Origin of the sequence: Falsibacillus pallidus, assembly GCF_050990905.1 — a bacterium.
GTDB lineage: Bacteria > Bacillota > Bacilli > Bacillales > DSM-25281 > Falsibacillus > Falsibacillus pallidus_A.
Genome location: NZ_CP158866.1, coordinates 1,059,462 through 1,083,241, shown reverse-complemented (window position 1 = coordinate 1,083,241; position 23,780 = coordinate 1,059,462). Strand labels below are relative to the sequence as shown.

At 42.5% G+C, this 23,780-nt stretch carries 23 protein-coding genes; 9 read left to right on the top strand and 14 right to left on the bottom strand.

The window, feature by feature from the left end; all coding sequences use genetic code 11:
* The first annotated feature begins 2 nt into the window (after positions 1 to 2).
* Together ABTV07_RS05840 and ABTV07_RS05835 are read left to right on the top strand one after the other, a co-directional pair.
* Positions 3 to 1,364, top strand: a complete 1,362-nt coding sequence (locus tag ABTV07_RS05840; RefSeq protein ID WP_433748620.1) for a YheC/YheD family protein — start codon at positions 3 to 5, stop codon at positions 1,362 to 1,364.
* Positions 1,361 to 2,533, top strand: coding sequence for a YheC/YheD family protein (locus tag ABTV07_RS05835; RefSeq protein WP_433748617.1), 1,173 nt, complete (start codon positions 1,361 to 1,363; stop codon positions 2,531 to 2,533). The genes ABTV07_RS05840 and ABTV07_RS05835 overlap by 4 nt, the downstream gene beginning before the upstream one ends.
* 75 nt (positions 2,534 to 2,608) lie before the next feature.
* Here the strand turns inward: ABTV07_RS05835 and ABTV07_RS05830 are convergent, their stop codons facing one another.
* The gene (locus ABTV07_RS05830; RefSeq protein WP_433748615.1) at positions 2,609 to 3,004 is read right to left on the bottom strand and encodes a ferritin family protein; all 396 of its coding nucleotides are present in this window, start codon (positions 3,002 to 3,004) and stop codon (positions 2,609 to 2,611) included.
* A gap of 153 nt (positions 3,005 to 3,157) precedes the next feature.
* Between ABTV07_RS05830 and ABTV07_RS05825 the strand changes: the two genes are divergently transcribed.
* Positions 3,158 to 3,373 carry a YheE family protein gene (locus tag ABTV07_RS05825; protein ID WP_433748613.1) on the top strand — a complete coding sequence of 72 codons (216 nt, stop codon included), beginning with the start codon at positions 3,158 to 3,160 and terminating at the stop codon, positions 3,371 to 3,373.
* Between the two features lie 56 nt (positions 3,374 to 3,429).
* Positions 3,430 to 3,618, top strand: a complete 189-nt coding sequence (locus tag ABTV07_RS05820) for a hypothetical protein (protein ID WP_433748611.1) — start codon at positions 3,430 to 3,432, stop codon at positions 3,616 to 3,618.
* Between the two features lie 49 nt (positions 3,619 to 3,667).
* Here ABTV07_RS05820 and ABTV07_RS05815 read toward each other — a convergent pair whose 3' ends face one another.
* Positions 3,668 to 3,928 carry a metal-sensitive transcriptional regulator gene (locus tag ABTV07_RS05815; protein ID WP_114744094.1) on the bottom strand — a complete coding sequence of 87 codons (261 nt, stop codon included), beginning with the start codon at positions 3,926 to 3,928 and terminating at the stop codon, positions 3,668 to 3,670.
* 311 nt (positions 3,929 to 4,239) lie between these two features.
* Here ABTV07_RS05815 and ABTV07_RS05810 point away from each other — a divergent pair, with 311 nt between their 5' ends.
* Together ABTV07_RS05810 and ABTV07_RS05805 are read left to right on the top strand one after the other, a co-directional pair.
* Positions 4,240 to 5,163: a PucR family transcriptional regulator gene (locus ABTV07_RS05810; protein WP_433748607.1), complete on the top strand. Its 924-nt coding sequence runs from the start codon at positions 4,240 to 4,242 to the stop codon at positions 5,161 to 5,163.
* 110 nt (positions 5,164 to 5,273) lie between these two features.
* The gene (locus ABTV07_RS05805; protein WP_433748604.1) at positions 5,274 to 6,371 is read left to right on the top strand and encodes an ABC transporter ATP-binding protein; all 1,098 of its coding nucleotides are present in this window, start codon (positions 5,274 to 5,276) and stop codon (positions 6,369 to 6,371) included.
* A gap of 38 nt (positions 6,372 to 6,409) precedes the next feature.
* Here the strand turns inward: ABTV07_RS05805 and ABTV07_RS05800 are convergent, their stop codons facing one another.
* Entirely contained in the window at positions 6,410 to 6,652 is a 243-nt protein-coding gene (locus ABTV07_RS05800) for a hypothetical protein (protein WP_433748601.1), read from the bottom strand.
* A 266-nt stretch (positions 6,653 to 6,918) separates the two neighbouring features.
* On the opposite strand from ABTV07_RS05800, the gene ABTV07_RS05795 reads away from it, so the two are divergent.
* Entirely contained in the window at positions 6,919 to 7,131 is a 213-nt protein-coding gene (locus ABTV07_RS05795; protein WP_114744098.1) for an alpha/beta-type small acid-soluble spore protein, read from the top strand.
* 76 nt (positions 7,132 to 7,207) lie between these two features.
* Here the strand turns inward: ABTV07_RS05795 and fumC are convergent, their stop codons facing one another.
* The 6 genes from fumC to ABTV07_RS05765 form a co-directional block, all read right to left on the bottom strand.
* A complete protein-coding gene (gene fumC / locus ABTV07_RS05790; protein WP_433748598.1) occupies positions 7,208 to 8,590 on the bottom strand; it encodes a class II fumarate hydratase in 1,383 nt (460 codons plus the stop codon).
* Positions 8,591 to 9,918: 1,328 nt separating this feature from the next.
* Positions 9,919 to 10,815, bottom strand: coding sequence for an IS3 family transposase (locus ABTV07_RS05785; protein WP_433750998.1), 897 nt, complete (start codon positions 10,813 to 10,815; stop codon positions 9,919 to 9,921).
* Positions 10,816 to 10,826: 11 nt separating this feature from the next.
* The gene (locus ABTV07_RS05780) at positions 10,827 to 11,135 is read right to left on the bottom strand and encodes a transposase (protein ID WP_433742263.1); all 309 of its coding nucleotides are present in this window, start codon (positions 11,133 to 11,135) and stop codon (positions 10,827 to 10,829) included.
* Between the two features lie 423 nt (positions 11,136 to 11,558).
* A complete protein-coding gene (locus ABTV07_RS05775) occupies positions 11,559 to 12,293 on the bottom strand; it encodes an amino acid ABC transporter ATP-binding protein (protein WP_433748596.1) in 735 nt (244 codons plus the stop codon).
* Positions 12,294 to 12,316: 23 nt separating this feature from the next.
* Positions 12,317 to 13,018 carry an amino acid ABC transporter permease gene (locus tag ABTV07_RS05770; protein WP_433748593.1) on the bottom strand — a complete coding sequence of 234 codons (702 nt, stop codon included), beginning with the start codon at positions 13,016 to 13,018 and terminating at the stop codon, positions 12,317 to 12,319.
* Entirely contained in the window at positions 13,005 to 13,814 is an 810-nt protein-coding gene (locus ABTV07_RS05765; protein ID WP_433748590.1) for an amino acid ABC transporter substrate-binding protein, read from the bottom strand. Before ABTV07_RS05765 ends, ABTV07_RS05770 begins: the two co-directional genes overlap by 14 nt.
* Before the next feature lie 181 nt (positions 13,815 to 13,995).
* On the opposite strand from ABTV07_RS05765, the gene ABTV07_RS05760 reads away from it, so the two are divergent.
* Positions 13,996 to 14,616, top strand: a complete 621-nt coding sequence (locus ABTV07_RS05760) for an NAD(P)-dependent oxidoreductase (protein WP_433748588.1) — start codon at positions 13,996 to 13,998, stop codon at positions 14,614 to 14,616.
* 47 nt (positions 14,617 to 14,663) lie between these two features.
* Here ABTV07_RS05760 and ABTV07_RS05755 read toward each other — a convergent pair whose 3' ends face one another.
* From ABTV07_RS05755 to ABTV07_RS05740, 4 genes are all read right to left on the bottom strand, one after another.
* Positions 14,664 to 15,185 carry a hypothetical protein gene (locus ABTV07_RS05755; protein WP_433748585.1) on the bottom strand — a complete coding sequence of 174 codons (522 nt, stop codon included), beginning with the start codon at positions 15,183 to 15,185 and terminating at the stop codon, positions 14,664 to 14,666.
* A 131-nt stretch (positions 15,186 to 15,316) separates the two neighbouring features.
* Complete coding sequence (locus ABTV07_RS05750; protein ID WP_433748582.1) at positions 15,317 to 17,332, bottom strand: ABC transporter ATP-binding protein; 2,016 nt, start codon at positions 17,330 to 17,332, stop codon at positions 15,317 to 15,319.
* Complete coding sequence (locus ABTV07_RS05745) at positions 17,329 to 19,086, bottom strand: ABC transporter ATP-binding protein (protein WP_433748579.1); 1,758 nt, start codon at positions 19,084 to 19,086, stop codon at positions 17,329 to 17,331. Before ABTV07_RS05745 ends, ABTV07_RS05750 begins: the two co-directional genes overlap by 4 nt.
* Before the next feature lie 524 nt (positions 19,087 to 19,610).
* The gene (locus ABTV07_RS05740) at positions 19,611 to 20,888 is read right to left on the bottom strand and encodes an MFS transporter (RefSeq protein WP_433748576.1); all 1,278 of its coding nucleotides are present in this window, start codon (positions 20,886 to 20,888) and stop codon (positions 19,611 to 19,613) included.
* A gap of 329 nt (positions 20,889 to 21,217) precedes the next feature.
* Between ABTV07_RS05740 and ABTV07_RS05735 the strand changes: the two genes are divergently transcribed.
* Positions 21,218 to 21,367 (top strand): hypothetical protein, encoded by a 150-nt coding sequence (locus tag ABTV07_RS05735; RefSeq protein WP_170137257.1) that lies wholly within the window; start codon positions 21,218 to 21,220, stop codon positions 21,365 to 21,367.
* A 111-nt stretch (positions 21,368 to 21,478) separates the two neighbouring features.
* Here ABTV07_RS05735 and ABTV07_RS05730 read toward each other — a convergent pair whose 3' ends face one another.
* On the bottom strand, positions 21,479 to 23,566 hold the full coding sequence (locus ABTV07_RS05730) for a transglycosylase domain-containing protein (protein ID WP_433748573.1): 2,088 nt from the start codon (positions 23,564 to 23,566) through the stop codon (positions 21,479 to 21,481).
* Between the last annotated feature and the right edge of the window lie 214 nt (positions 23,567 to 23,780).

Here is a 23,780-nt window from a genome sequence, read left to right as displayed (position 1 = left end):
TGATGGCGAAACGATTCAAACTAGAGAGAGTCCAATCAGAAAAAAGCTTGGTTTATATCCCTTCTAATTTATATGAAAATAAAATATTGTCGACCGTTGGTTTTGGCTCCACTGAATGCCAGGCAGAATTTCTGCAGCAGCCAAATGGAAGAAATGTCATTTCAATCAGTTCAAAAGTATCTAAAGAGCTGCACCTTCCGAGCCATATTGAGACCATCCACGTATTCACGAAGGACAACTGCCTTCACCTGGGGCCGCTGATAGGCATTTTCTCTTCAGGCTTCACTCCCTTCCAAGTCCGTCCGATTGGCGAGAGGTCATTTTTATTTTCAAAGATTTTATCCTCCCAATCCGCAGCAGGAGTGGTACCATTCCTTTTCGGCGACGGCCATATTGATTGGGAACGCGGGCTGATCAATGCCTACTTTTTCACCGATAAAGGCTGGGAACAGGATGTTGTTCCATTTCCGAATGTGGTGTATGACAGGCTCCCTAATCGGAGAAGCGAAAAGCTTAAAGTTTCGAAGGAGATTAAGGAAAGGCTTGAAAAAGACTATTTGATCCCTTGGTATAATCCAGGCTTTTTCAACAAGCTCGAAATTTTTGAAAAGCTTTACAATACCCCAGAGGCTGAAACCTATTTGCCTGAAACCGCCCCTTTTCAATCCTTTCACCAAATTGAACAAATGCTGGCTGAACACGGGCAAGTATTCATTAAGCCACAAAACGGAAGTCTGGGCCTCGGCGTCTACCAAATCATCTATGACAAAAAGAATGCTGCCTACTATTGCCGCTATCGGGATCAACAAAATAAACTCCAGCGTTTTTCCAGCTTGGAAAGCCTGGCGAAAGTGGTTTTTGCCAAAAGGAGCCTTGACCGGATGCTCGTGCAGCAAGGCATCTATTTAATAAAGCATCAAGACAGGCCGCTTGATTTCAGGGTACACGCTAATAAAGACGAAAAAGGGGAATGGATCATAAGTGCAATTGCGGCGAAAATGGCCGGGAACGGCTCCCCTACCACTCACCTGAATAATGGCGGGGAAGTAAAGACACTCGAAGAGATATATCCTGATGAGCAGGAGCAGAAATTATATCGGGAAAAGCTTGAAGAAGCAGCCTTAATCCTTTCAAATGCACTGGAAAAGCAAATCGGAGGCATCGTAGCCGAAATCGGTTTTGACTTCGGGATTGACCGAAACGGGGATATATGGATGTTTGAAGCGAATTCGAAGCCTGGAAGATCCATATTCTCGCACCCTGAATTACGGGAAGTCGATCTGTTGACGAGAAAGCTGGCTTTATCATTCGGAATCTATTTAACGGAACAAACATTGGAGAATCCTGAGGAATTGTTTAGATGATGCTTTATTTCCATGAAACCTCTCATTATTTTTCCCACAGCGGTGATCATCCTTTGTTTTGGGGAAACAACGAAGATTTCGTTGAGGGGCGGAATGAAACGAGCCGGTTTGATTTCAAGATGTGTGAAAAGAATAATCGAATCGGCCCTCTTATCGGAATTATAGCCGGCAGGAATAATGCGGGGCTTTTAACAGGCAACGGCCCCTTATTCAGACACATACAAGCAGAATTGCAGGAAATAGGGGGATTCAGCTTTGTCTTTACATTGGATGACCTTTCCCCTCACGGCATCCATGGCTATTTTCACCACCCCGCTACAGATACTTGGCATGAAGCGGATTTTCCATATCCTGAAATCATCTATAACCGCCTTCCCTCCCGTAAAGCGGAGGATAGTGATGGATTTCACCAATTGGTCAAAACACTGAAAGAAAAAGAAGTGCCATTCTTCAACCCTTGCTTCATCAATAAACTGGATATGTATGAATCATTTAAAAATATCCCCTCCATTGCTGAACACCTTCCCTTTACTGCACCACTTCTTGAGAAAAACGCACTGTTTTTACTTTTGGAGGAGAAGAGGAATCTCTACATCAAACCAGTCAAACAATCTCAAGGAAAAGGCATCACCCTCTTAAGTATGGATCAGGAAGGAAAATGCAGACTGGTGAAAGAAAAAGACACCTCCTTCTTTGCTTCTTTCGACTCGCTTTGGGAAAGTCAGGGGGAAAAATGGCTGGCAGTACCATACTTGATGCAGGAAATGATCCATACCAAAAAGGTTGAGGGAAAGAAATATGATCTTCGGGGGCATGTCCACTTTGGAAAGAAAGGATATACCCTTACCGGAATCGGGGTCAGGCTGGCGAACAGACAGCAGCTTACCACCCATATGAAAAGAGGCGGATCCCTCTACCCTTACCAATCCATCCGGGATCCTGCTGTCGAAAAAGAAATCAAGGCACTCGCAAAGCAATGCGGGAAAGCATTAACAGACCATTATGGCTTTTTTGGGGAATTCACATTTGATATCGGTTTGGATGAAAGAGATAAGATTTGGCTATTCGAATTGAATTCCAAACCAATGAGTTTTGATGAAGAAGAAATCGAACTGAAAAAACGTTCAAGCCTTGTACGTTTATTTCATCAATTGACGCGATGGGATTGAAGAACAAAAAGCCTGATTTCCCTTAAAAGGAAGTCAGGCTTTTCTATGGGATTCCGAAGCTAACGCAGGCTCCCTTCATTTCAATGAATTATAGATCGTTGAAAAACGGGTGGCATGGTTCATTTCATCCGTCATGGCTGTAAACAACGGCTGGTAGGCCTGCTGATTGGGCAATTCAAAAAGCATATCCCGATAAAAATCCGCTGCTTCGAGTTCATCTTTCAGCGCCATCAGCACTCCCTCTTTGAAAGTGGTGAACTTCACTTTCTCCTGTTCATTTTCATAGTAGTTCCCTGTCAGGAGATAATGCAGATATTGAAACATCTCATAATGCTTTTTCTCGTCCTGCATCGGTTCTTCTATAAATTCAAGGAATAATGGATTGTTTGTTTTTGTTTTCAGTTCCTTATAAAAATGATATGCCTTCCATTCATCCGTGATGGCCTTCTCCAGCTTCTCCAAAAAAGTCATGTTCCGCAGCCCCTTTTTTATCATATCGATATACACTATGTTGCTTGGTCCACGATTATTCGCTTCATATTGTCCATAAACAGCGGTTTACCACTGTTCAATTCGAATCTAAAAACGTACAATAGAAGCACAGAAAAGGGGCTGAGTATATAGATGATACAACACTTTCAATTCCAACCAATGTACAAAGAACAGCGGCTTCCCGGATGGACATTTTCCTTTTATTTCAAACAGAACCGCTATGAAGGCAATTATCTTCCTGATGGAAAAATCGAATGGACTTCTGCAGCGCCGCCTGAAGATTCCGTTCAAACCCTGTCCTCCCAGATCCATGATTTAATGCTTTATCACGTATACGACAAACAATAATGGCACGTATGGGATGTTCCTTCTTTTGAAAAAATAATAAAAAGGAGGAATGAACCATGGCCAATAAAGACAAAGAACAATACGAATTTCTTGAAGATACGCATTACGAAGGCAAAAACAAAGCGTATCTCGATATCGATCGAATGATCAATGAAGGCATGTCCGGGGGTTCTGTCCACATGAGGGCAGAATCAACCAATATCGAAGAAGCAACGGACATAACAGAAGAAACGCCCCCCATTTAGGCAATAAGAAAAAGGCATTTCCGTAGTTGGAAATGCCTTTCTTCATGCTTTATCGGCTCTTGACGAGCATTTTGACTGCTTCTTGAATGGCCTCTTCAGCACTTTGCCCCTGATCGGAGGATTCCTTGATGCATGCTTCCAAGTTCTTCGCCACAATCAGACCGATTGAACGATCGACAGCAGAACGGATGGCTGACAGCTGCGTCACCACATCCTTGCAGTGCTTATCTTCCTCCATCATTCGCAGAACGCCTCTTACTTGGCCTTCGAGACGGCGCAGACGATTTTTCATCTCTTGATTATATTCCATGTTTTCCACCTCGACCTAATACTACATTCTAGTGTATAGAAGTTATAGACAGTTTTCAATTACTTGATTTTGAAAAGGCTCTTTTCTCAAAGTTTGTTGCTTTAAGTATTAAAAACAGGATATTGATGCACTCTATGCAGAAAATCCAACTCAAAAAGAGCCTGGATACTCAATTTCAACGCATAAAACAGGTATTTTCACGTTAAAATCGGCATTAAGATTTTAACAACAAAGTTTACGAAACAGACTTTGAAAATAAACGTCACTTGCCTGTATAATAATTGTACCATACTACAAAATGAGGAATCCGAATGCTGGAAAAACTAATAAATCAATTTCCCAACTCAGTCATTGTTGAAAACGAACCGCTTCCTTCAAACGAATATCATTGGTTTAGAGATGAAAATACCCATCAATTCATCGGCATCCCGAAAGAAGACCTTTCAGATGGACAACTTGAACTGCTGAAAGTTTTATTTCCGCATAAGCAGCCAACCGATGGATTCCAGGTGATTGCCGGACAGGCAAATGCCTGGTACGAATTCCTGTTCAAAGGAGAGAATTCACCACTTTTCAAGAATGAATTCAGAGTGATTCAATTTTATCTCTCTTCCCCGTCGATTGAGGTTGACGGCCTGGGCGAGGCTTTGGAGAATATCTTCGAAAAGCCTGCAGCAATCGGTATGCTCTCATCTCATCAAGGATTCATCATAGAGGAGAAAACGGACTATTCTATTTCCAATGAAGAGCTGGCCTCTGCTATTGAAGCGTTTGAAGGCGATTTTTATACAAATTCCCTATTTTATATCGGGTCTTTCCATCAGCCTGAGGATTTTAGAAAGCATTCCTTCGAGCAGGAACAGAAGTATTTTCGCTTTGCACAGCAAACGATGCTGAAAGATAAAGTGGTTTCATTCGATAAAGTGCTTCCGGTCTTCCTGGTAAAGGAATTGCGCGAGAATCCTTCATTAGCCTTTAAATCCTCAATGGATCAGGTCCTCTCGATTTTCCAGGGCGATCCCGGCCTTTTCCTGGCAATTAAGAAATATATCGAAAACCATAATAATACAAGTCTTACGGCAAAGCAGCTGTATCTCCACAGAAACAGCCTGCAATACCGGGTGGAGAAGTTCACTGACAGCACAGGAATCGATTTGAAGTCTTACAGCGGGACACTTGCTGTTTATCTCGCTTGCCTTGAATATGAATATTTCAAGGATGAACAATTTGCCTAAACCACCTGCACCCTTTTTGTGCAGGTTGACCATATTATTTTGAAAGGGCTTTCTTTAAAATAGGTGCTAGGACATGAAAACGATTGCACCATTACAAGGAGGCTTTTCAAATGGCAGAATTAAAATTAAACAATATTTATAAAGTTTATGATAATAAAGTAACAGCCGTTAATGACTTCAACCTGCATATTCAAGATAAGGAATTTATCGTATTCGTAGGACCATCAGGCTGCGGTAAATCCACCACTCTTCGCATGATCGCCGGTCTAGAGGAAATTTCCAAAGGTGATTTCTATATCGATGAAAACCGCGTAAACGATGTTGCGCCGAAAGACCGCGATATCGCGATGGTCTTCCAGAACTATGCGCTATACCCTCATATGAGTGTTTACGATAATATGGCATTCGGATTGAAGCTGCGTAAAGTGGCTAAGGACGAAATCGACCGCCGCGTGAAAGACGCAGCCAAGATCCTCGGCCTTGAAGCATACCTTGACCGCAAACCGAAAGCATTATCAGGGGGTCAGCGCCAGCGTGTCGCATTGGGCCGCGCAATCGTACGTGATGCGAAAGTATTCTTAATGGATGAACCTTTGTCCAACCTTGATGCAAAACTGCGCGTACAAATGCGTGCAGAAATCGCTAAGCTTCATCAGCGCCTGCAAACGACTACAATCTACGTAACACATGACCAGACAGAAGCGATGACAATGGCAACACGCATTGTTGTCATGAAAGACGGAGTCATCCAGCAAGTAGGTACTCCTAAAGAAGTTTATGATAATCCGGAAAATATCTTTGTCGGCGGATTCATCGGATCCCCTGCAATGAACTTCTTCACTGGACGCCTGGATGGCAATGATTTTGTCATTGGCGATAAAAAAATCGCTGTCCCTGAAGGAAAATTAAAAGTGTTAAGAGACAAAGGCTACGTCGGCAAGGATCTCGTCCTTGGTGTACGTCCTGAAGATATCCATGATGAACCTGTCTTCATCGAATCTTCACAGGGCACAACCATCTCAGCAAAAATCGAAGTAGCTGAACTGACTGGTGCTGAAATGATGCTTTACTCCCAAGTCGGCGGACAAGAGTTCATCTCAAGGGTAGACTCCCGCTCAGACATCAAGCCAGGCCAGACTGTAGAACTTGCATTTGACCTGAATAAAGCACATTTCTTTGATCCATCCAATGAATTAAGAATCCGATAATATCTATAAACCCTCCCAATTTCGGGAGGGTTTTTTTCTTAGTAATATATATTTTGGATGATTTGCTGCCGGCATTCTGCACATGCTAACAAATGCATGCAAACCGCCTTTTTTGAACTCTCCGGATCTCCATCCTCCAGCTTGGCGAGATCGATATCCATATAGGCGCTGTATTCGTCATAGTAATCGTATACTCTTCCTTGATCCTGCATGGTCCCTCTGCAGGCAGGACAGTTAAAATCATATTGTGCAAGCCCATTGCACACAGAGCAGAAATTCATCAGAACGGTTCTCCCTTTATGAATAAATTTACTATTAGGATGCATGATTGAACGAGAAATATGTAGTTTTCGAAGATGAAGAACATTACCCAGAAATTCCCTCTATCACCCTCGCATATTCTTTCGAAAAATCACCATAATACAGATTAACAGCAGCAAAACATTACTCGATGGGTTAGTCCAAACAGTGGAACACATCACGATGTGTACTGGTGCAAATCCAGCTGACTCAACCATAAAATTACTCTACAAGGAGATGACAGAACATGCAAAACCAACAAAGATCTAATTCTTCAAACCAATTAGTAGCTCCAGGGTCTCAAGCAGCTATCGATCAAATGAAGTATGAAATCGCTTCTGAATTCGGTGTTCAACTTGGACCAGACGCAACTGCACGTGCTAACGGCTCTGTAGGTGGAGAAATCACTAAGCGCCTAGTACAAATGGCTGAACAACAGCTTGGCGGATACCAAAAATAATAATCTTTAACCTTCAATAACATGGCAAAGGCCCCTGAGAACGCTCAGGGGCCTGCTTATTGTTAAAGGATGTCCATCACAAATTGACCATTTTCTTCGGATCGATCCACTCATTATATTGTTCTTCTGTCACAAGTCCGCTTTCGATTGCCGCCTCTTTCAGCGTAATCCCTTTATTGAATGCAGATTTTGCTATCGATGCAGCATTCTCATAGCCGATATAGGGATTCAAGGCGGTTACAAGCATAAGCGATTTATCCACAAACTCCTTGATTACCTCTTCATTGGCTTCAATGCCTCTAGCACAATTTTCATCGAAGGACTTCATACTGTCAGCAAGCAATCTTACACTTTGCAGGAAATTGTAGATAATCACCGGTTTGAACACGTTTAATTCAAAGTTTCCTTGGCTTGCTGCAAATCCAATGGCTGCATCATTTCCGAACACTTGGACAGCCACCATGGTCAATGCTTCGCTTTGAGTCGGATTCACTTTTCCAGGCATGATGGAGCTTCCCGGTTCATTTGCCGGAATGGACAATTCCCCAATCCCGCTCCTCGGTCCGCTCGCCAGCCAGCGTACATCATTGGCAATTTTCATTAAGTCTGCTGCCAGCGCCTTCAGTCCACCATGGACATGGACGATTTCATCATGACTCGTCAATGCGTGAAATTTATTGTCTGAGGAACGGAATGAATAGCCTGTTTGGTCTTTCAATTGGACAGCAACTTTTTCACCAAAGGATGGATCGGCATTGATTCCAGTTCCTACGGCAGTCCCGCCGATCGCTAAATCAAGGAGATGGTCCATTGATTCCTCAATCATCTTCCCGCTTTTATCGAGCATGGCCCTCCATCCGCTGATTTCCTGCCCAAGTGTAACAGGGGTGGCATCCTGCAGATGAGTCCGTCCAATTTTAATGATATTCATAAATTCTTTTTCCTTATTGGCGAGCGTTTCCCTAAGCTGCTTCAAAGCAGGAAAAAGCTTTTCTTTCATTTCATGATAGGCTGCGATATGCATGGCTGTCGGAAATGTATCATTGGAGCTTTGAGACATATTCACATCATCATTCGGATGAACAGCTTGATCCAAGCCTTTTTCCTGAAGTTTCTGATTGGCCCTTCTTGCCACAACTTCATTAACGTTCATATTTGACTGAGTGCCGCTTCCAGTCTGCCAGACAACAAGCGGAAATTGTTCATCCAGCTTTCCTGAAAGAATTTCATCACATGCAGAAGAAATGGCTTCTCTTTTTTCCTCAGAGAGCTTCCCAAGTCCATTATTGACATGGGCTGCTGCTTTTTTCAGCTGGGCAAATGCATACGTCACTTCAATCGGCATTTTCTCGATGCCGATTTTAAAGTTCTGCTTGCTCCGCTGTGTCTGTGCACCCCACTCCTTATCGGCAGGAACTTTGATTTCGCCTATTGTATCCTTCTCAATACGATATTCCATGAATCATACTCCTCCTTTTTATCTTCACTATTCATTTCCAATGAAGACAGCATCTAGTATGTATTTTCTCACAATAGGGAAAAATTTTCATTTTTGACGAATTGGGAGCGTTTTGGAATGTGCCGACATTAGGGTGCCGACATTAAGGTGACTGTCACGCCCCGATTTTCGTCGAAATGCGTCGTAAAGTTTGATTGAAGTTGTAATTTAGAAATTTGGTTTGGTGAATATTAAGGCGGCTGCATGGCAAATTGATGGGTTTTGTACCTAGGGCGTGTTGACTGAGCGCTCAATCGGGATGCTGATTGCCCCTAAAATGGCCAATGGCGCATAAGAGCGGTGTTTTAGCGCATAAGCTGTTTCTTCCCGCGCATAGGAGCTGGGATTTCGCGCATAAGGGGTGCCCGCTGGCGCATAGACCAGCAATTCTCGCGCATAGAGCCTAGCTGAGGGAATTTTCCACATTTATTTCATCCATTTCTGCTCAATTTTCATCCTTTTGAAGTAAGTTTGTCCCCTTCTTACTGAAAAAAGGACAATTTGAAGCATTTTAAGGTGGAGATTCGCTGATGCAGACTCAATTTGTCTTATTCTTTTGATCTTGCCGAATATCCAGGCGGCAGCCTGGCAAATTGATGGGTTTTGTATTTAGGAGGTGTTGACTGAGCGCTCAATCAGGATCCTGATTGCCCCTAAAATGGCCGCTGGCGCATAAGGGCGGTGTTTTAGCGCATAAGCTGCTTCTTCCCGCGCATAGGAGCGGGGATTTCGCGCATAAGGGGTGCCCGCTGGCGCATAGACCAGCCATTCTCGCGCATAGAGCCTATCTGAGGGAATTTTCCACATTTATTTTATCCATTTCTGCCCCAATCTTCATCCTTTTGAAGTAAGTTTGTCCCCTTCTTACTGAAAAAGGGACAATTTGAAGCATTTTAAGGTGGAAATTCGCTGTTGCAGACTCAATTTGTCTTATTCTATTGATCTTGCCGAATATCCAGGCGGCAGCCTGGCAAATTGATGGTTTTGTATTTAGGAGGTGTTGATTGAGGGCTCAATCAGGAGGCTGTTTGCCCCTAAAATGGCCACTGGCGCATAAGAGCGGTGTTTTAGCGCATAAGCTGTTTCTTCCCGCGCATAGGAGCTGGGATTTCGCGCATAAGGGGTGCCCGCTGGCGCATAGACCAGCAATTCTCGCGCATAGTGGACTTCTGTCAATAAAGTAGACACTTAAATGCCGGTAAATGGCGTACTTTTTTTCTTCCGCGCTTCGTTTTCACTCCGCTTGGAGGCCTCTGTCTGAAGGAACCATTTGAAAAACAATGGTTCCTTCAGGCAGAGGGCAATTTCTCCTCAGTGGCGTTTAAACGCTGTGCCTCTTTATACGCCTTTTCATACTCAATCGGAGTGGCGTATTCTAATGTCGAGTGAATCCTTTTACGATTATAAAATTGAATATAAAACTTAATGGCCCCGATGGCTTCTGCTTTTGTCTTAAACACAAACTTGTACAAATACTCTTTCTTCAGGGAGGCAAAAAACGATTCTACACAAGCGTTATCATAAGGGGTTGCTTTTCGACTCATACTAATGGTCGCTTTGGCATCCTTCAAGGCTTCAATATATTTTTTTGAACAGTACACACTTCCCCGGTCTGAATGGTGGATCCATCCCTCAGCGGGCTGGCGAATCTCAAGTGCTTCTTTTAATGCTTTTAACGGCAATTCGGCGTCCATGCGGTCATCAATGCTATAGCTAATTACCTTGCGGGAAAACAGGTCTAAAACTGGATTTAAATAAACAAATCCCTCCCCTGTATGAATATAGGTGATATCCGTTGCCCAAACACGATCTGGTTCTTCAGGATTAAAATTCCGATTCAACTCATTTTTGAACACAAGCTGCTGGTGATCTGAATCCGTGGTCTGAATGTATCGAGTTGGCGGGGTCGCATATAAACCCATCTCTCTCATGCGGTTCGTCACCGTTTTAAGGGAAACTTGTATATGATCCTCCTCGACCAGCTTTCGATAAATCCTCGGACTTCCATACGTCCCCAGGTTGTCGTGAAAATGATAGCGAATTCGCTCGTCAAGATGACGTCTCCAGCGCTGTCTCTCTGTTTCCTCCTGATCCTGTCTTTTTTCCCAAACATAATAGCCAGAAGTAGAAACATCCAAAACTTCGCACATCTTCACAACGGTATGGTCGTTTTTATTATGAAAAATAAATTCAAACCTTACTTCTTTTCTTGCGTGAAGATGTGCATAGCCTTTTTTAAAATGGCGTTCTCCTCTTCCAAATCTAATTTTTTACGTCTTTCAGCTTCGTACAATTCTTTGTATTCAGAAGCCGTTAGATACTGGCTTTGTTTCTCTTTTTCCGCCTGATTTTGCTTTTTACGATAGGAAGCGACCCACTTTTGAAGCGTACTATAGGAAATATCGAGTTCACTGCTCACATCCACGAGCTTCCGTCCATCTAACTCAATTAATTTACACACATATTCTCTAAATTCTGGTGGGAACTTTTTCTGATCTTTCGCCATGTTTATACACGCCCTTTTTGTAGTTGTATAGATTTAAACATGACGCCACTACCTGTGTCCACTTTTTATACTAACTTCAATAGAGCCTAGCTGAGGGAATTTTCCACATTTATTTCATCCATTTCTGCCCCAATTTTCATCCTTTTGAAGTAAGTTTGTCCCCTTCTTACTGAAAAAGGGACAATTTGAAGCATTTTAAGGTGGAAATTCGCTGATGCAGACTCAATTTGTCTTATTCTATTGATCTTGTCGAATATCCAGGCGGAAGCCTGGCAAATTGATGGTTTTGTTTTCTATTTGTTGACTGAGCGCTCAATCAGGATGTGTCAATCGGGATGTCATTCAACCCACCCTCTCTTTCCCAATCAATGTTCCACTTTCAAACATAAAAAAGCACCGGCTTCTCCACCGGTGCTCTCAGATTTACTGTATCATATTCAAGAATCGCTTTGTTCTTTCTTCTTGCGGATTATCAAATATCTGGGAGGGTTTGCCTCGTTCTACGATGACGCCACCATCCATGAAGATGACTTCATCCGCTGCTTCTTTGGCGAATCGCATTTCGTGGGTGACAACGACCATCGTCATTCCCTCAACGGCCAGGTCCTTCATGACTTTGAGGACTTCACCAACCAGCTCAGGATCCAATGCGGATGTGGGCTCGTCAAACAGCATGACTTTCGGTTCGATGGCCAATGCCCTTGCAATGCCGACGCGCTGCTGCTGTCCGCCGGAAAGCTGATGAGGGTAAAAATCCAATTTATCGCCAAGGCCGACTTTTTCCAGCAGGATTTTAGCCCGTTCCGCTACTTTTGCTTTCGGCTCTTTTTTAACGATGACAGGACCTTCCATCACATTTTCCAGTGCCGTCTTATGTGGGAAGAGGTTATAGTTTTGGAAAACCATCCCTGATTGTCTTCTGTACTGAAGAAGCTTCTGCTTACTGATCTTTCCGTTGAAATCCAGGGAGACATCGCCTAATGAAACCTCGCCTTGATCCGGAATTTCAAGTGCATTCAAGCACCTGAGAAAGGTCGTTTTACCGGAACCGGAAGGCCCGATCAAGACTACCACCTGTCCTTGTTCAACGTCCAAATCAATTCCTTTTAAGACTTCCAATTTATCAAATTGTTTATGCAGTCCTTTTATCGTAATCATTTATGTCCTCGCTCCTTCCTTACTTATTTCGCCACATAGCGGTCTAGTCTTGCCTCAATGCGCCCTTGAATGATTGAAAGGATGAAACACATGACCCAATAGAGGAGTGCCGCTTCTGAATAAAGGAGCAGGAATTCATAGTTCATCGCAGTGATTTCCTGGGCTTTTCTAAACAATTCTGTTACCAGTATCAGTGAAGCAAGGGACGTATCCTTGATCAAGCTGATAAATGTATTGGATAATGGCGGGATTGAAACCCTGGCTGCCTGAGGAAGGATGATTCGCTTCAGGACTTGATTGTTAGTCATCCCGATGGATGCGCCTGCTTCCCATTGGCCTTTTGGAATGGATAGTATGGCTGCCCGCACAATTTCTGAGGCATATGCCCCTACATTCAAAGAAAATCCAAGGACAGCAGATGGAAATGGATTAATTTCAATATTTAATGAAGGCAAACCATAAAAAATGATAAATAACTGCACCAAAAGAGGCGTTCCCCTAATGGCAGAAACATAAAAACGGGCAATCCCTCTGAGGATCCCGATCTTGGATAAGCGTGCGAGTGCTGTCAAGACAGCGAGTATCATACCGAATATGAAAGAAAGAATGGTCAATGGTATCGTATAATACAAAGCTCCCTGAACCATGGGAGCTAGGGAGCTTTGTGCAATTTGAAACATGTCATGAAGACGGTCTGCTGAAGGAAAGATATTATTTAGATACATCTTCGCCAAACCATTTTTTAGAGATTTTCAAGTACGTACCATCATCTTTCATATCTTTCAATGCTTTATTCACTTCTTTAACCAGCTTGTCATTTCCTTTACGGAACATGAATGCACTTGCAGATGCATCTTTTGCTTCTGCGGCAATTTTAATATTGGCATCCTTCTGCGTATTTAAGTAGTCAAGGATAGATAATTTATCGTTAACTGTCACATCAACGCGTCCAGCTTCAATGAGTTTGATCGCTTGGCTCATTCCCTCTACTCCAACAATTTGCGCGCCATTTTTGGCAGCAATGTCTTTATAGTTGCTTGTCAAGGATTGGGCTGCCTTTAGTCCTTTCATGTCTTCAAAAGATTTTACATCGTTGTTGTCTTTGGAAGTTACAAGGACTGCAGCGGATTTGATATATGGATCCGAGAAATCGTATTTTTTCTGGCGGTCTTCCCTGATTCCAACCTCGTTGGCAATCATGTCGAAACGCTTAGAGTTTAAGCCTGCAAACATGGAATCCCATTGTGTTTCTTTGAACTCCGCTTTAACACCCATGCGTTTTGCCACTTCTTGTGCAAGCTCTACATCAAAACCAGTTAGTTTTCCTGATTTATCATGGAATGTAAATGGCGCATAAGTTCCTTCTGTCCCAATCGTAAGGACTCCATCCTTCTTCACTTTGTTGTAAAGTGCATCTTCTTTATTGGCTGATTCATTTTTATTTGTATCAGATGAACCACAGCCGGCAAGTATAAACATGGCACTTAAAGCAAGAACCAAAGTCATTTTGAGCTTTTTCATTTTTAAACCACCTATTCTTATCGGAATTATTTTATTCACGAATGACATCATAATATCTTTAATTCGAAATGTCAATGAGAATGTTTTATTTAGATTTCCCCCTTAATGCTTGAACTATTATTTCTAAATGAAAAGGCTTTATAATAGAGTAATCGTGAATTTGAAAGGGGAATTGTCAGATATGAGACTTGGGTTTTTCGGGAGTACAGGAAGAGTGGGGAATGTGGTTCTGCAAAACGCTTTAAAGGATGGCTGGAGCATTAAGGCCCTGGTGAGAAATCCTGAAGGGAATAAAGAGGATGCGGCCCTGGTGAAATTGATAAAAGGAAATGTATTGGAGGAGGATCCTGTCTTTGAAACTATCCGGGACGCTGATGCAGTTTTCAGCGCCCTTGGAACAGATGGCAGCACAACCTTGTCGGATTCGATTCCTTTGATCATCAAGGGAATGCAGGAATTTGGGGTAAAAAGGATTGTAACGATTGGGACGGCGGGTATTCTTCAATCCCGAACCGAGCCGGGGCTCTATCGATTTCAATCATCGGAATCCAAGCGCAAACTGACGAGGGCGGCTGAAGAGCATTTAAAAGTTTATTTGCAGCTAAAGGAAACCGATCTTTCATGGACTATCCTTTGCCCTACGTATTTGCCTGATGGTGAGAGGGTCGGACAATATCGGACAGAACAGGATTACTTGCCGATCGATGGCAAAATGATTTCTATCTATGATACGGGTGATTGCGCCTACTCCCTTCTACAGACGGGTGAATACCCATGTGCAAGGGTGGGCATTTGTTATTAAATAAAGAAGAGCCTTCTGTGACACATGTCTCAGAAGGCTCCTTTTATTTAGTTTGAAGATTTGAGCTCTGCTATTTTATCAGAGAGCATTTTGTTTTTTTGGGCCATTTCAGTGTATTTTTGATCAAGCAATTGCTTGATTTTTGCTTGATCCTTGGCATCCATTGCTGCTTTTAGATCTTCAGCAAACTTTTTATGTGCTTCTTTTTTTGCTGTCCACTCAGCTTTTTTCTGCTGGAACAGCTTCTGTTTCTCGGCTTCGCTGAGCTTGTCCCATTGTTTTTTATGGGCTTCCTTGAATTTTTCTCGTAAAGCAGGATCGTGGAACTGCTTCATTAAATCATTGCGATCAGCAATGACCTTCTGCCAATTGGAAAGTGTATCAGGGCTGTATTGTTTCACCAGTGCAAGCAGCATTTCCTGATGTTTCTGCTGCTGCTTCATCCAGTCCTGATGATTTCCCATATGGTGGCGGTGCTCGATTGGCGCGCCGGATGTATTATGGGCAAGCGCAGTTCCTGGAAGGGCAATCATTAAGGCTGCTGCTGTCAGCATCACTATTTTTTTCAATTTCTTCACTCCTTTTTAAGTTGCTTATACATCATTATCTTGAGCAAACCGAAATAAAATATGTAAAAAATAAGTAGGGGTAGCTATAAAATACAAAAAAGCCGCTCGACAAATGAGCGGCCATTCCATTATTAACTTGCTTGTTCCTTCTTCCCCTGTTGAAGCTCATACATCTGATAGTATCTGCCTTTTTGATTCATGAGTTCTTCATGGTTTCCTCTCTCGACGATTCTTCCTCTGTCGAGTACGAGGATTTGGTCGGCATTTTTGATGGTTGAGAGCCTGTGGGCAATGATGAATGTGGTCCTTCCTTTTTTCAGGACTTCCATCGCGTTTTGGATGATGGATTCTGTTTCGGTATCAATGCTTGATGTGGCTTCATCCAGGATCAGGATGGCAGGATTGAATGCCAGTGCCCGGGCGAATGAGATCAGCTGACGCTGACCGGAAGACAGTGTGCTTCCCTTTTCAATCACTGGTTCATCATAGCCGTTTTCCAGGTTTTTAAATACGGTGTCTGCACCGACATCTTTCAATGCTTTCTCGACGATATCCCTGCTGATCCGTGGATCATCGAGGCTTACATTTGATGCAAGGGTACCCGTGAACAGATATGGATCCTGAAGGACGATTCCCATGTGCTCCCGGATTGTCTGATGGGCGATATCCACCGTATTTTGGCCGTCAATCGTAATCTTTCCTTCATTTGGATCATAGAAACGGAACAGAAGATTGATGATCGAGCTTTTCCCTGAGCCGGTATGTCCCACCAGCGCTACCGTTTCACCCTGTTTCGCTTCAAAAGTAATATCCTTAAGGACATGTGCACCGTCTTTATATCCGAAATACACATGTTCAAATTTGACATCGCCTTTATATCTTTTCATTTTATCGTCGCTGACTGGTACACCGTCTTCATCGATTAATTTGAAAACCCGCTCACCTGCAACCAATGCCTGCTCCAAGTTCGCCAATTGGTTGACGATCCCCTGCACCGGCTGAAATAGACGGTTGATGTAATCGACAAATGCATATAGTACACCGAGCGTAACGAATGAACCCACGCCGATGGATCCTTTTCCAAAATACCAAATGAAAGCCACGAACGTAATATTGCGCAGCACACCGACAAGGTTATGTGATGTCAGTGCATTCAGGCTTAGCATTTTATTTTGATAGGAAAAGTGAGTTTCATTCAATTCATCGAATTCCTGCTTTGATTTTTCTTCCCTTCTGAACGCTTGGATGATGTTCATCCCTTGAATTGATTCATTAATCATCGCATTGATCTCGCTGATTTTGCTTCGGATGACATGATTGTATTTAGAAGCATATTTGCGATAGAAAAAGATCCATATCAATAGGACTGGAAGCAGAATCAAACAGATGAGGGCAAGCTTTACATCCAGGATGAATAAAGCAATATAAATCCCTATGATGTAGATTCCGCTCGTGAAGAAGTTGGCCAGGACATTTACATAAAGTTCCCTGATTGCTTCTGTATCATTTGTAATCCTGGCAACGACCTTGCCGGCAGGAAGGTTGTCAAAATAGCTGATAGGCAGCCTTTGAATATGTTTGAAGATATCCATTCGCATCCTTTGAATTATGCGGTTGGCGGCCGTCTGCAAATAATAGTGCTGCCCATATTGAAAGATGGACGCAAACAGAAGAAGTCCCAGGTAGATCCCAAATAATTTCATTAATTTAGGCACTTCAGGATTATAAAAATCCAATAGTTGATTCATTGTCAGCTTATCCGCTTTGAATCTTTTGACGATATTTCCTTTTTCGATGGTCAAATAGCCATCTTTATATTTTTTTTCTCCATCCATGTCAACAGCTTTCGGAACAAAGACAAAATCTTTTCCTGTTTGGAAGACGTGGACTTCATTTCCCTTTTTCTCTCCGGGGCTTAAATAATCTCCCCTTTTATAATAATGTCCTTTGTAAAGGACGCTCTCACTGCTTTTATCCGTTTCATACCACTTCGATTCAATCCCCAAAATGTGGTGATCGATCATACGCTTGGCAATGAAAGGGCCTGCAAGCTCTGCCCCAACGGATACAGAAAGCATGAGCAGAGCTGCAATTATGATGCCTTTATATAGTAAAGCATATTGTACAAGCCTTTTCCCTAAACTCATGCCTGCACCCCCTCTAAAGCTGTTTCTTCAATCTGTTGTCGGATGAATTGTTCATAATACCATCCGCCTTTTTCAATCAGATCCGAATGATTTCCTTCTTCAATGACTCTTCCATCATCAAGGACGACAATCCAGTCCGCATGCTGAACCGCTGATAATCTATGGGTTGTGATGATCGTCGTTTTTCCGCTCCGCTCTTTACGGATATTTTGAATGATGTTCGTTTCTGTCTTGGCATCGACTGCAGAAAGTGAATCATCCAAAATGAGGATTTCTGGATCTTTGATCAACGCCCTTGCAATGGAAATCCTTTGCTTTTGCCCTCCGGATAATGCGACCCCTTTTTCCCCTACAAGAGTTTCGAGCTTTTCAGGAAGCATAGCGAGATCCTTTCTGAATGATGCAAGATCAATCGCCTTTTCGAGATCTTCATCGCCCGCATCTGGATTACCAAACAAAATATTTTCTTTAACAGACCTTGAGAAAAGAACATGGTCCTGCGGCACGTAGCCAATCCAGCTTCTCACTTGCTCTTTTGTCTGCTGTTCAATTGGGACATCAGTAATATTCAAAGCCCCTGATCCTGCTGGATATTCCCTCAGCAGCTGTTTGATCAATGTCGTCTTGCCGCTTCCCGTCTTCCCTACAACACCCAATGTTTCTCCTTTCCTCAGTGCCAATTTGATATTGGAAAGATTGGACACATTAGATGAAGGATATTGGAATGTAACTTCATTAAACTTAATTGTCTCGGGCTCATCGACATGGATCGGCTTCACAGGATTTTTCACATCCTCCTGATAATTCAATGTTTCCTGAACGCGGTCCAATGAAGCATTTCCCCGCTGCATGACGTTGATCAGTTCCCCGATTGCAAACATCGGCCAGATCAGCATACCCAGGTAGACGTTGAACGAAACGAGATCCCCGAGTGTCAAGACTTGATGAAATACCATATAGGCTCCATATCCCAGACCAATCATATAGCTGATGCCTACAAGAGTTTTAATCGTCGGATCAAATAATGAATCGATTTTAGCGACAGCGATATTTTTCCTAAAGACATCTTCCGTCATCTCCTGGAACCTTTTCTCGTCTGCCCTTTCTTGCACATATGCCCGGATGACCCTGACCCCCGCAATCGATTCAAGCACTTTATCATTTAAGTCCCCAAATGCATCCTGGGCACTCATGAAACGTTTATGAATTCTAGCCCCATAAACTTTCATTAAAAGCGCCATGATCGGCAGCGGCAGAATGGACGCAATCGTCAATTTCCAACTGATGAAAAACCCCATGGTGCAAAGGATGGTCAGCATGAAAATGCTGGAGTCGACCAAAGTCAAGATTCCAAATCCAGTTGTCACGGAGACGGCCTTCAGATCATTTGTCGCCCTGGCCATCAGATCCCCTGTTCTATTTTTCTCATAAAAAGTCGGCGTCATTTTCAGAAAGTGTCCCATCAGGCGGGAACGGAGCTTTCTTTCTATAAGGAAGGCCCCTCCGAAAAGCAAGTACTGCCAATAATATGTGACCATGTATGATGTAATGGCAATTGCTCCTAAAATCCCGATATATTTTAAGATTCCCTGAACGGTTAAACTGCCCAGATGAATATCATCGATTGCCATCCCCACTAATTTTGGCGGGATGACTTCGATGACTCCCACAAAAGTCAATAAGATTACGGCAATCAAGTACCTCTTCCAATTCTCTTTAAAAAACCAGCTTAATTTTCCTAAAACACTGAACATATTTCAACTTCCTCCCATTCCCTTTTAGTTGCCTGCCAACTATCCGCTGTCTGACTCCGCCAGTGATAAAAGCATTCTCTTTTTTGAGTTGTGCATGTTCAAAACCTCCGTAAATATTTTTTTATTAAAAGGGGATATCCCCGTTTCAATCAACAATTAAATAGAAAAAGGCATACTGCGCTTCTGCAGTATGCCAAAAAAAGCATATAAAAAGCACAGACTGATAGCCAGCCCATGCTTTGACAACTTCCAGTTATGGTAGTGTTATTGCATGTAAAATTTAAAAGGATGGGCTGAGCTGATATGAAATTTTCTTGTTTGGTTTGGTCTTACAATCATATTGATCATTTCAATGCCCTCCTTTGGTTAAATTTTCTAATTAATACTAAATTAGATTAACATCTTCATAATATTAAGTCAATTACTTTTTTTATGAATATTCTTGTAACTGAATGATATAGGTTTGATTCCTTTTTTATCTTATTCAGCGGCAGGTCGAATATGCTGAGGCATCTGCCTTATTTTTACGAAGAAACAGCGGCTGCTTTTCCTGGGACTTCTTTTTCTCCCTTAATATATTTCGGGAGAATGATCGCATAAAATACGCCCACTGCCATCATGCATCCACCTACAATCCAATACAGCATCTCAACGGTAAGGATCTTCGGAAAGCTCACAGCAATGAAACCAAGTGTGGCAGATTGGGACAGCATCATCAACGGACCGATCCACCCCTGTACCCTTCCCATCATTTTCGGATCGATGATGCTTGGCATCCATCCCCCGATGCCGATATTGGCAAATGGAATCCCGAACGATGATAGAAAAACTAAAACCATGAAGCTCCATGTATTCGGTGCAAAGGAAGAAAGAACAGTAAATGCACCTGCAATGACGATTCCAAAAACGATTAAATGATGGAATTTGACTTTCTGCACCACAGATGATGCCACTACTCCGCCTATTAACGCCCCGATGCCGAATGCAGCCCCCAAAATAATGGATAACTGTTCGTACGAATCCGGTGCCAGTTTATATTTGAGAATGAATACAGGCATGACAGAGAAGCCTCCATTAACTACCCCAAAGACAAAGAATCCAACAATAAGCGAAATCAAGAGCTTATTTTTTATGATATAAAACAAACCTTCTTTGAAATCATTCATGACAAACGTAATATTTAAATCCTTCATTCGATGTTTCCCATTTGGGAGCCTTGCTTCTGTGGAAATCGTACAGGACTTAATCAATATGGCGCTTATGGCAAAGGTAATTCCATCGATCATCAATGCCCCATATATCCCTCCCAGCCAATAAGCAAGAATTCCAAGTCCATTCCCAAACAGCATGAAAACACTCATGACCATTTGGTTAAGCCCTGCTGAAACAGCATAGTCTTCTTTTTTCAATATGCCTTGCATGATGCCGGATTCTGCCGGAAAGAAGAACTTCTGTACAGCGCTGCGCAAAAAGAGTGCGCCAAAAATCAATGGCATCCAGCCATACCATATGGCAAATATAAGGGCTGCTGAAAGGACCACACAAATGGCATCACAATAATAAGCTATTTTTTGCCGGTCAAATCTATCTGCCACAACACCGACAACAAGGAAGATAGCGAGTGTCGGCAGTGAGTACATCAACTCTGTGATGGAAGCATAGATTGGCTGGCCGGAAAATCTGTCCAAAAGGTAAAACATGAAAGCAGTGACCCCGATCACGCTGCCCATCTGTGATGTGAAGTTGGCAAAAAATAGTTTCGCAAATATTTTATTCTTAAAAATTTCTTTCAGGTTTTTCATTCCCATTCCCCTAACATGATTCTTGATATTCTTAGTTTATCCTTTTGACTTTACGCTTAAGAGAGTCTTCTGGAGGTTTTTTCCTCCGCCTTCAGGCTGATATATCCTTTTATGAAGCCTAGGAGTTTATGTAGTGTTGAAAGGGGTAAAGAACACATAACCGGTTGACATTGAGAATTCTCACTAAAACAAATATAACTTGAGGTGTAAGAAATGCTGCGGACAATACTTATGATCATTGGAGCAATTGTAGTAATTGGATGGCTGATCAACGCTTTAGCGTAATAGTGAAATGTACCTTTGAAACTATTTAAAATGAGGTGATTGGAATGGATGAACATCGTGAAGTTGAAATTAAACGTGAAGAAAAATCGAATAACAGCCTTGTCGGTGCAACATTCATCAAATATTTAGCCTACATCATCATTTTCTTTGGGATTATTTGGTTTCTAATCCACTATATCTTACCAATGTTTTAATCGCAATTATATTAGTATTTAAAGCCCGATTCAGGGCTTTTTTATTTTGTCTTAAACAACTGTTCAATAAAAAAGGATGAACCCGCAGTAATGGGTTCATCCTTTCATTTCTTAATGGCCAGGACCATGGCCTTTTCCATGCCCTTTTTCGTGCTCTTTCCCTTTGCCTTTAAAATGTTCCTTGAATTTCTTCTTTGCTTCGTCGAGCTGGTCTTTCCATTTCTTTGCTTCATCTTTGATTTTTTCTTCAAAACTTTTATTCTGTTCAGCTTCCTGCTTCTTCCGCTCTTCCTCTTGATAATAGTTGACCGACTTGACATCGAATTCCTTCGGTTCAACATATTGCAGGGCGCTTTCCATTACGGCTTTATAGAGTGGAACTACCCCTTGGGAGCTCAACCCCTCAAGATAATGATTTTCATCTGTTTTATCATAGCCAAGCCAGACTGCGCCTGTAAGATTCGGTGTGAAGCCGACAACCCATTGATCCTTCGTTCCTTCTCTGTGATTTTCGATCGGTACTTGTGTAGAGCCGGTCTTACCTGCGAGCGAATAGCCGGGGATTTTTGCATTCGCTGCTGTTCCCGTCTCAAAGACATTCAGCATCATCGAAATCATTTGATCCGAAACTTTCTTGCTGATGACATTGGTTTCCTTCTTCTTCCACTTCATGATTACTTCATCCGTCGGACCGACAATCTTAGTGATTAAATGGCTCTCTTCCCTTTTCCCGTTATTCGGGAAAGTGGAGAATGCCTCTGCCATTTGTTGAGGGGATACCCCTTCGTTAATATTCCCAAGAGCTAAACCTAGCTGGCGGTCATCTTTTGTCAAAGGGATGCCGAACTTCTCAACTGAGTCCATCCCTTTTTGGATGCCGATTTCGTTTAGGAGCCAAACAGCAGGAAGGTTGATGGAATCTTCCAATGCTTTATACATTGGAACGGTTCCTAAATACTGGTCGTTATAATTGCTCGGCTGATATCCGTCGAAATCCATTTTTTCATCCTTTAATGGGGATGTGGCAGAATAGCCTTCTTCGACGGCAGGCGTGTAGACAGCCAATGGTTTGATGGTAGAGCCCGGCTGCCTTGCAAGCTGAGTCGCACGGTTATATCCTCGGAATACGTGTTCTCCTCTTCCTCCGACAAGCCCTCTGATTCCCCCTGTTTTCGGGTCAATCAGTATAGCGGAACTTTGGACCATTTGATCAGACTTGCCTGCCGGGAATAATGAATCCCTGTTATACACTTTTTCCAGTGCTGTTTGGATATTCTGGTCCATCGTTGTATAAATTTTATAGCCTTTTGTCAAAATATCATCTTGGGTAAGGCCGTATTTCTTGATTGCTTCATTAATGACTGCATCCACATAATATGGATACTTCCCTTTCAGCGGATCGCCGCCTTTGTCCTTCAGCGCAATCTTCTCTGATTTTGCCTCTTCGTATTCTTTTTCTGTGATCATATTATATTTTTTCATCTGGCCAAGGACGACATTCCTTCTAGCAATTGCACCATCATAATTTTCATATGGGTTCAATGAAGAAGGTGCCTTGATCAATCCCGCCAGCAAGGCTGATTCACTGATGGAGATATCCTTAATATCTTTTCCAAAGTACTTTAAGGAAGCGTTTTGGACTCCCCAAGCCCCATGGCCGAAATAGATTTGATTCAAATACATTTGAAGGATTTCATCTTTTGTATAATGCTTTTCTATTTCTGCAGCCAGGAACAATTCCTGGATCTTCCGTTTATAAGTCCGTTCCGGTGAAAGCAATGCGTTTTTCGTAAGCTGCTGAGTGATCGTACTTCCACCAGCCACTACATGCCCGGCGAACAAATTCCCTACAAATGCCCTTGCCATCCCCTGAAGATCGAATCCGCCGTGCTCATAGAAGCGATGATCTTCAATGGCCACGACCGCATTTTTCACCTGGTCGGGTATGTCATTGATTTCAACGCCCTCAGTCCTGTTGGCAGTCACTTTGCTGGCTTCGTCTCCATCTTTATCATAGATGATGGTCGATTGGGAGAGTCCTTTTTGTAGATCTTCCACATTGGCCGTGCTCGCAAAATAAGCAAAAAATCCAATAAATCCTAAAATGAAGATAGAAAAACACAATATCAGTATTTGATTCATATGCTTCCTTTTCCAGAATTTCCTGATAGCAAGCATATAATTCTTGATTGTATTCATATCTGTTACCTGCTTTCCTTTCGATGTACCATTATTTTCTTCTTAATGAATCCAGATATACTTACCCTTTACACGATTGTTTTAATCATTTTGGCTCAGTTTTCCGCCAAGTCTATAAGATATACCAATCTGAATCAAATGGCAAAGGATAAAACATCCTGGGGGCGATGCTGCATGACAAGTATTTCAACAAACTTTAAGGTGCCTGATCCCT

What these genes read in the sequence shown, in the direction of transcription:
- ABTV07_RS05745 (WP_433748579.1), bottom strand. Translation starts at nt 19,086, where the DNA reads ATGTTCAGTGTTTTAGGAAAATTAAGCTGGTTTTTTAAAGAGAATTGG.
- ABTV07_RS05770 (WP_433748593.1), bottom strand. Translation starts at nt 13,018, where the DNA reads ATGTATCTAAATAATATCTTTCCTTCAGCAGACCGTCTTCATGACATG.
- ABTV07_RS05780 (WP_433742263.1), bottom strand. Translation starts at nt 11,135, where the DNA reads ATGGCGAAAGATCAGAAAAAGTTCCCACCAGAATTTAGAGAATATGTG.
- fumC (WP_433748598.1), bottom strand. Translation starts at nt 8,590, where the DNA reads ATGGAATATCGTATTGAGAAGGATACAATAGGCGAAATCAAAGTTCCT.
- ABTV07_RS05815 (WP_114744094.1), bottom strand. Translation starts at nt 3,928, where the DNA reads ATGGAATATAATCAAGAGATGAAAAATCGTCTGCGCCGTCTCGAAGGC.
- ABTV07_RS05800 (WP_433748601.1), bottom strand. Translation starts at nt 6,652, where the DNA reads ATGAATTTCTGCTCTGTGTGCAATGGGCTTGCACAATATGATTTTAAC.
- ABTV07_RS05765 (WP_433748590.1), bottom strand. Translation starts at nt 13,814, where the DNA reads ATGAAAAAGCTCAAAATGACTTTGGTTCTTGCTTTAAGTGCCATGTTT.
- ABTV07_RS05740 (WP_433748576.1), bottom strand. Translation starts at nt 20,888, where the DNA reads ATGAAAAACCTGAAAGAAATTTTTAAGAATAAAATATTTGCGAAACTA.
- ABTV07_RS05760 (WP_433748588.1), top strand. Translation starts at nt 13,996, where the DNA reads ATGAGACTTGGGTTTTTCGGGAGTACAGGAAGAGTGGGGAATGTGGTT.
- ABTV07_RS05735 (WP_170137257.1), top strand. Translation starts at nt 21,218, where the DNA reads ATGGATGAACATCGTGAAGTTGAAATTAAACGTGAAGAAAAATCGAAT.
- ABTV07_RS05775 (WP_433748596.1), bottom strand. Translation starts at nt 12,293, where the DNA reads ATGATTACGATAAAAGGACTGCATAAACAATTTGATAAATTGGAAGTC.
- ABTV07_RS05805 (WP_433748604.1), top strand. Translation starts at nt 5,274, where the DNA reads ATGGCAGAATTAAAATTAAACAATATTTATAAAGTTTATGATAATAAA.
- ABTV07_RS05835 (WP_433748617.1), top strand. Translation starts at nt 1,361, where the DNA reads ATGATGCTTTATTTCCATGAAACCTCTCATTATTTTTCCCACAGCGGT.
- ABTV07_RS05825 (WP_433748613.1), top strand. Translation starts at nt 3,158, where the DNA reads ATGATACAACACTTTCAATTCCAACCAATGTACAAAGAACAGCGGCTT.
- ABTV07_RS05795 (WP_114744098.1), top strand. Translation starts at nt 6,919, where the DNA reads ATGCAAAACCAACAAAGATCTAATTCTTCAAACCAATTAGTAGCTCCA.
- ABTV07_RS05830 (WP_433748615.1), bottom strand. Translation starts at nt 3,004, where the DNA reads ATGACTTTTTTGGAGAAGCTGGAGAAGGCCATCACGGATGAATGGAAG.
- ABTV07_RS05750 (WP_433748582.1), bottom strand. Translation starts at nt 17,332, where the DNA reads ATGAGTTTAGGGAAAAGGCTTGTACAATATGCTTTACTATATAAAGGC.
- ABTV07_RS05730 (WP_433748573.1), bottom strand. Translation starts at nt 23,566, where the DNA reads ATGAATACAATCAAGAATTATATGCTTGCTATCAGGAAATTCTGGAAA.
- ABTV07_RS05840 (WP_433748620.1), top strand. Translation starts at nt 3, where the DNA reads ATGGCGAAACGATTCAAACTAGAGAGAGTCCAATCAGAAAAAAGCTTG.
- ABTV07_RS05820 (WP_433748611.1), top strand. Translation starts at nt 3,430, where the DNA reads ATGGCCAATAAAGACAAAGAACAATACGAATTTCTTGAAGATACGCAT.
- ABTV07_RS05810 (WP_433748607.1), top strand. Translation starts at nt 4,240, where the DNA reads ATGCTGGAAAAACTAATAAATCAATTTCCCAACTCAGTCATTGTTGAA.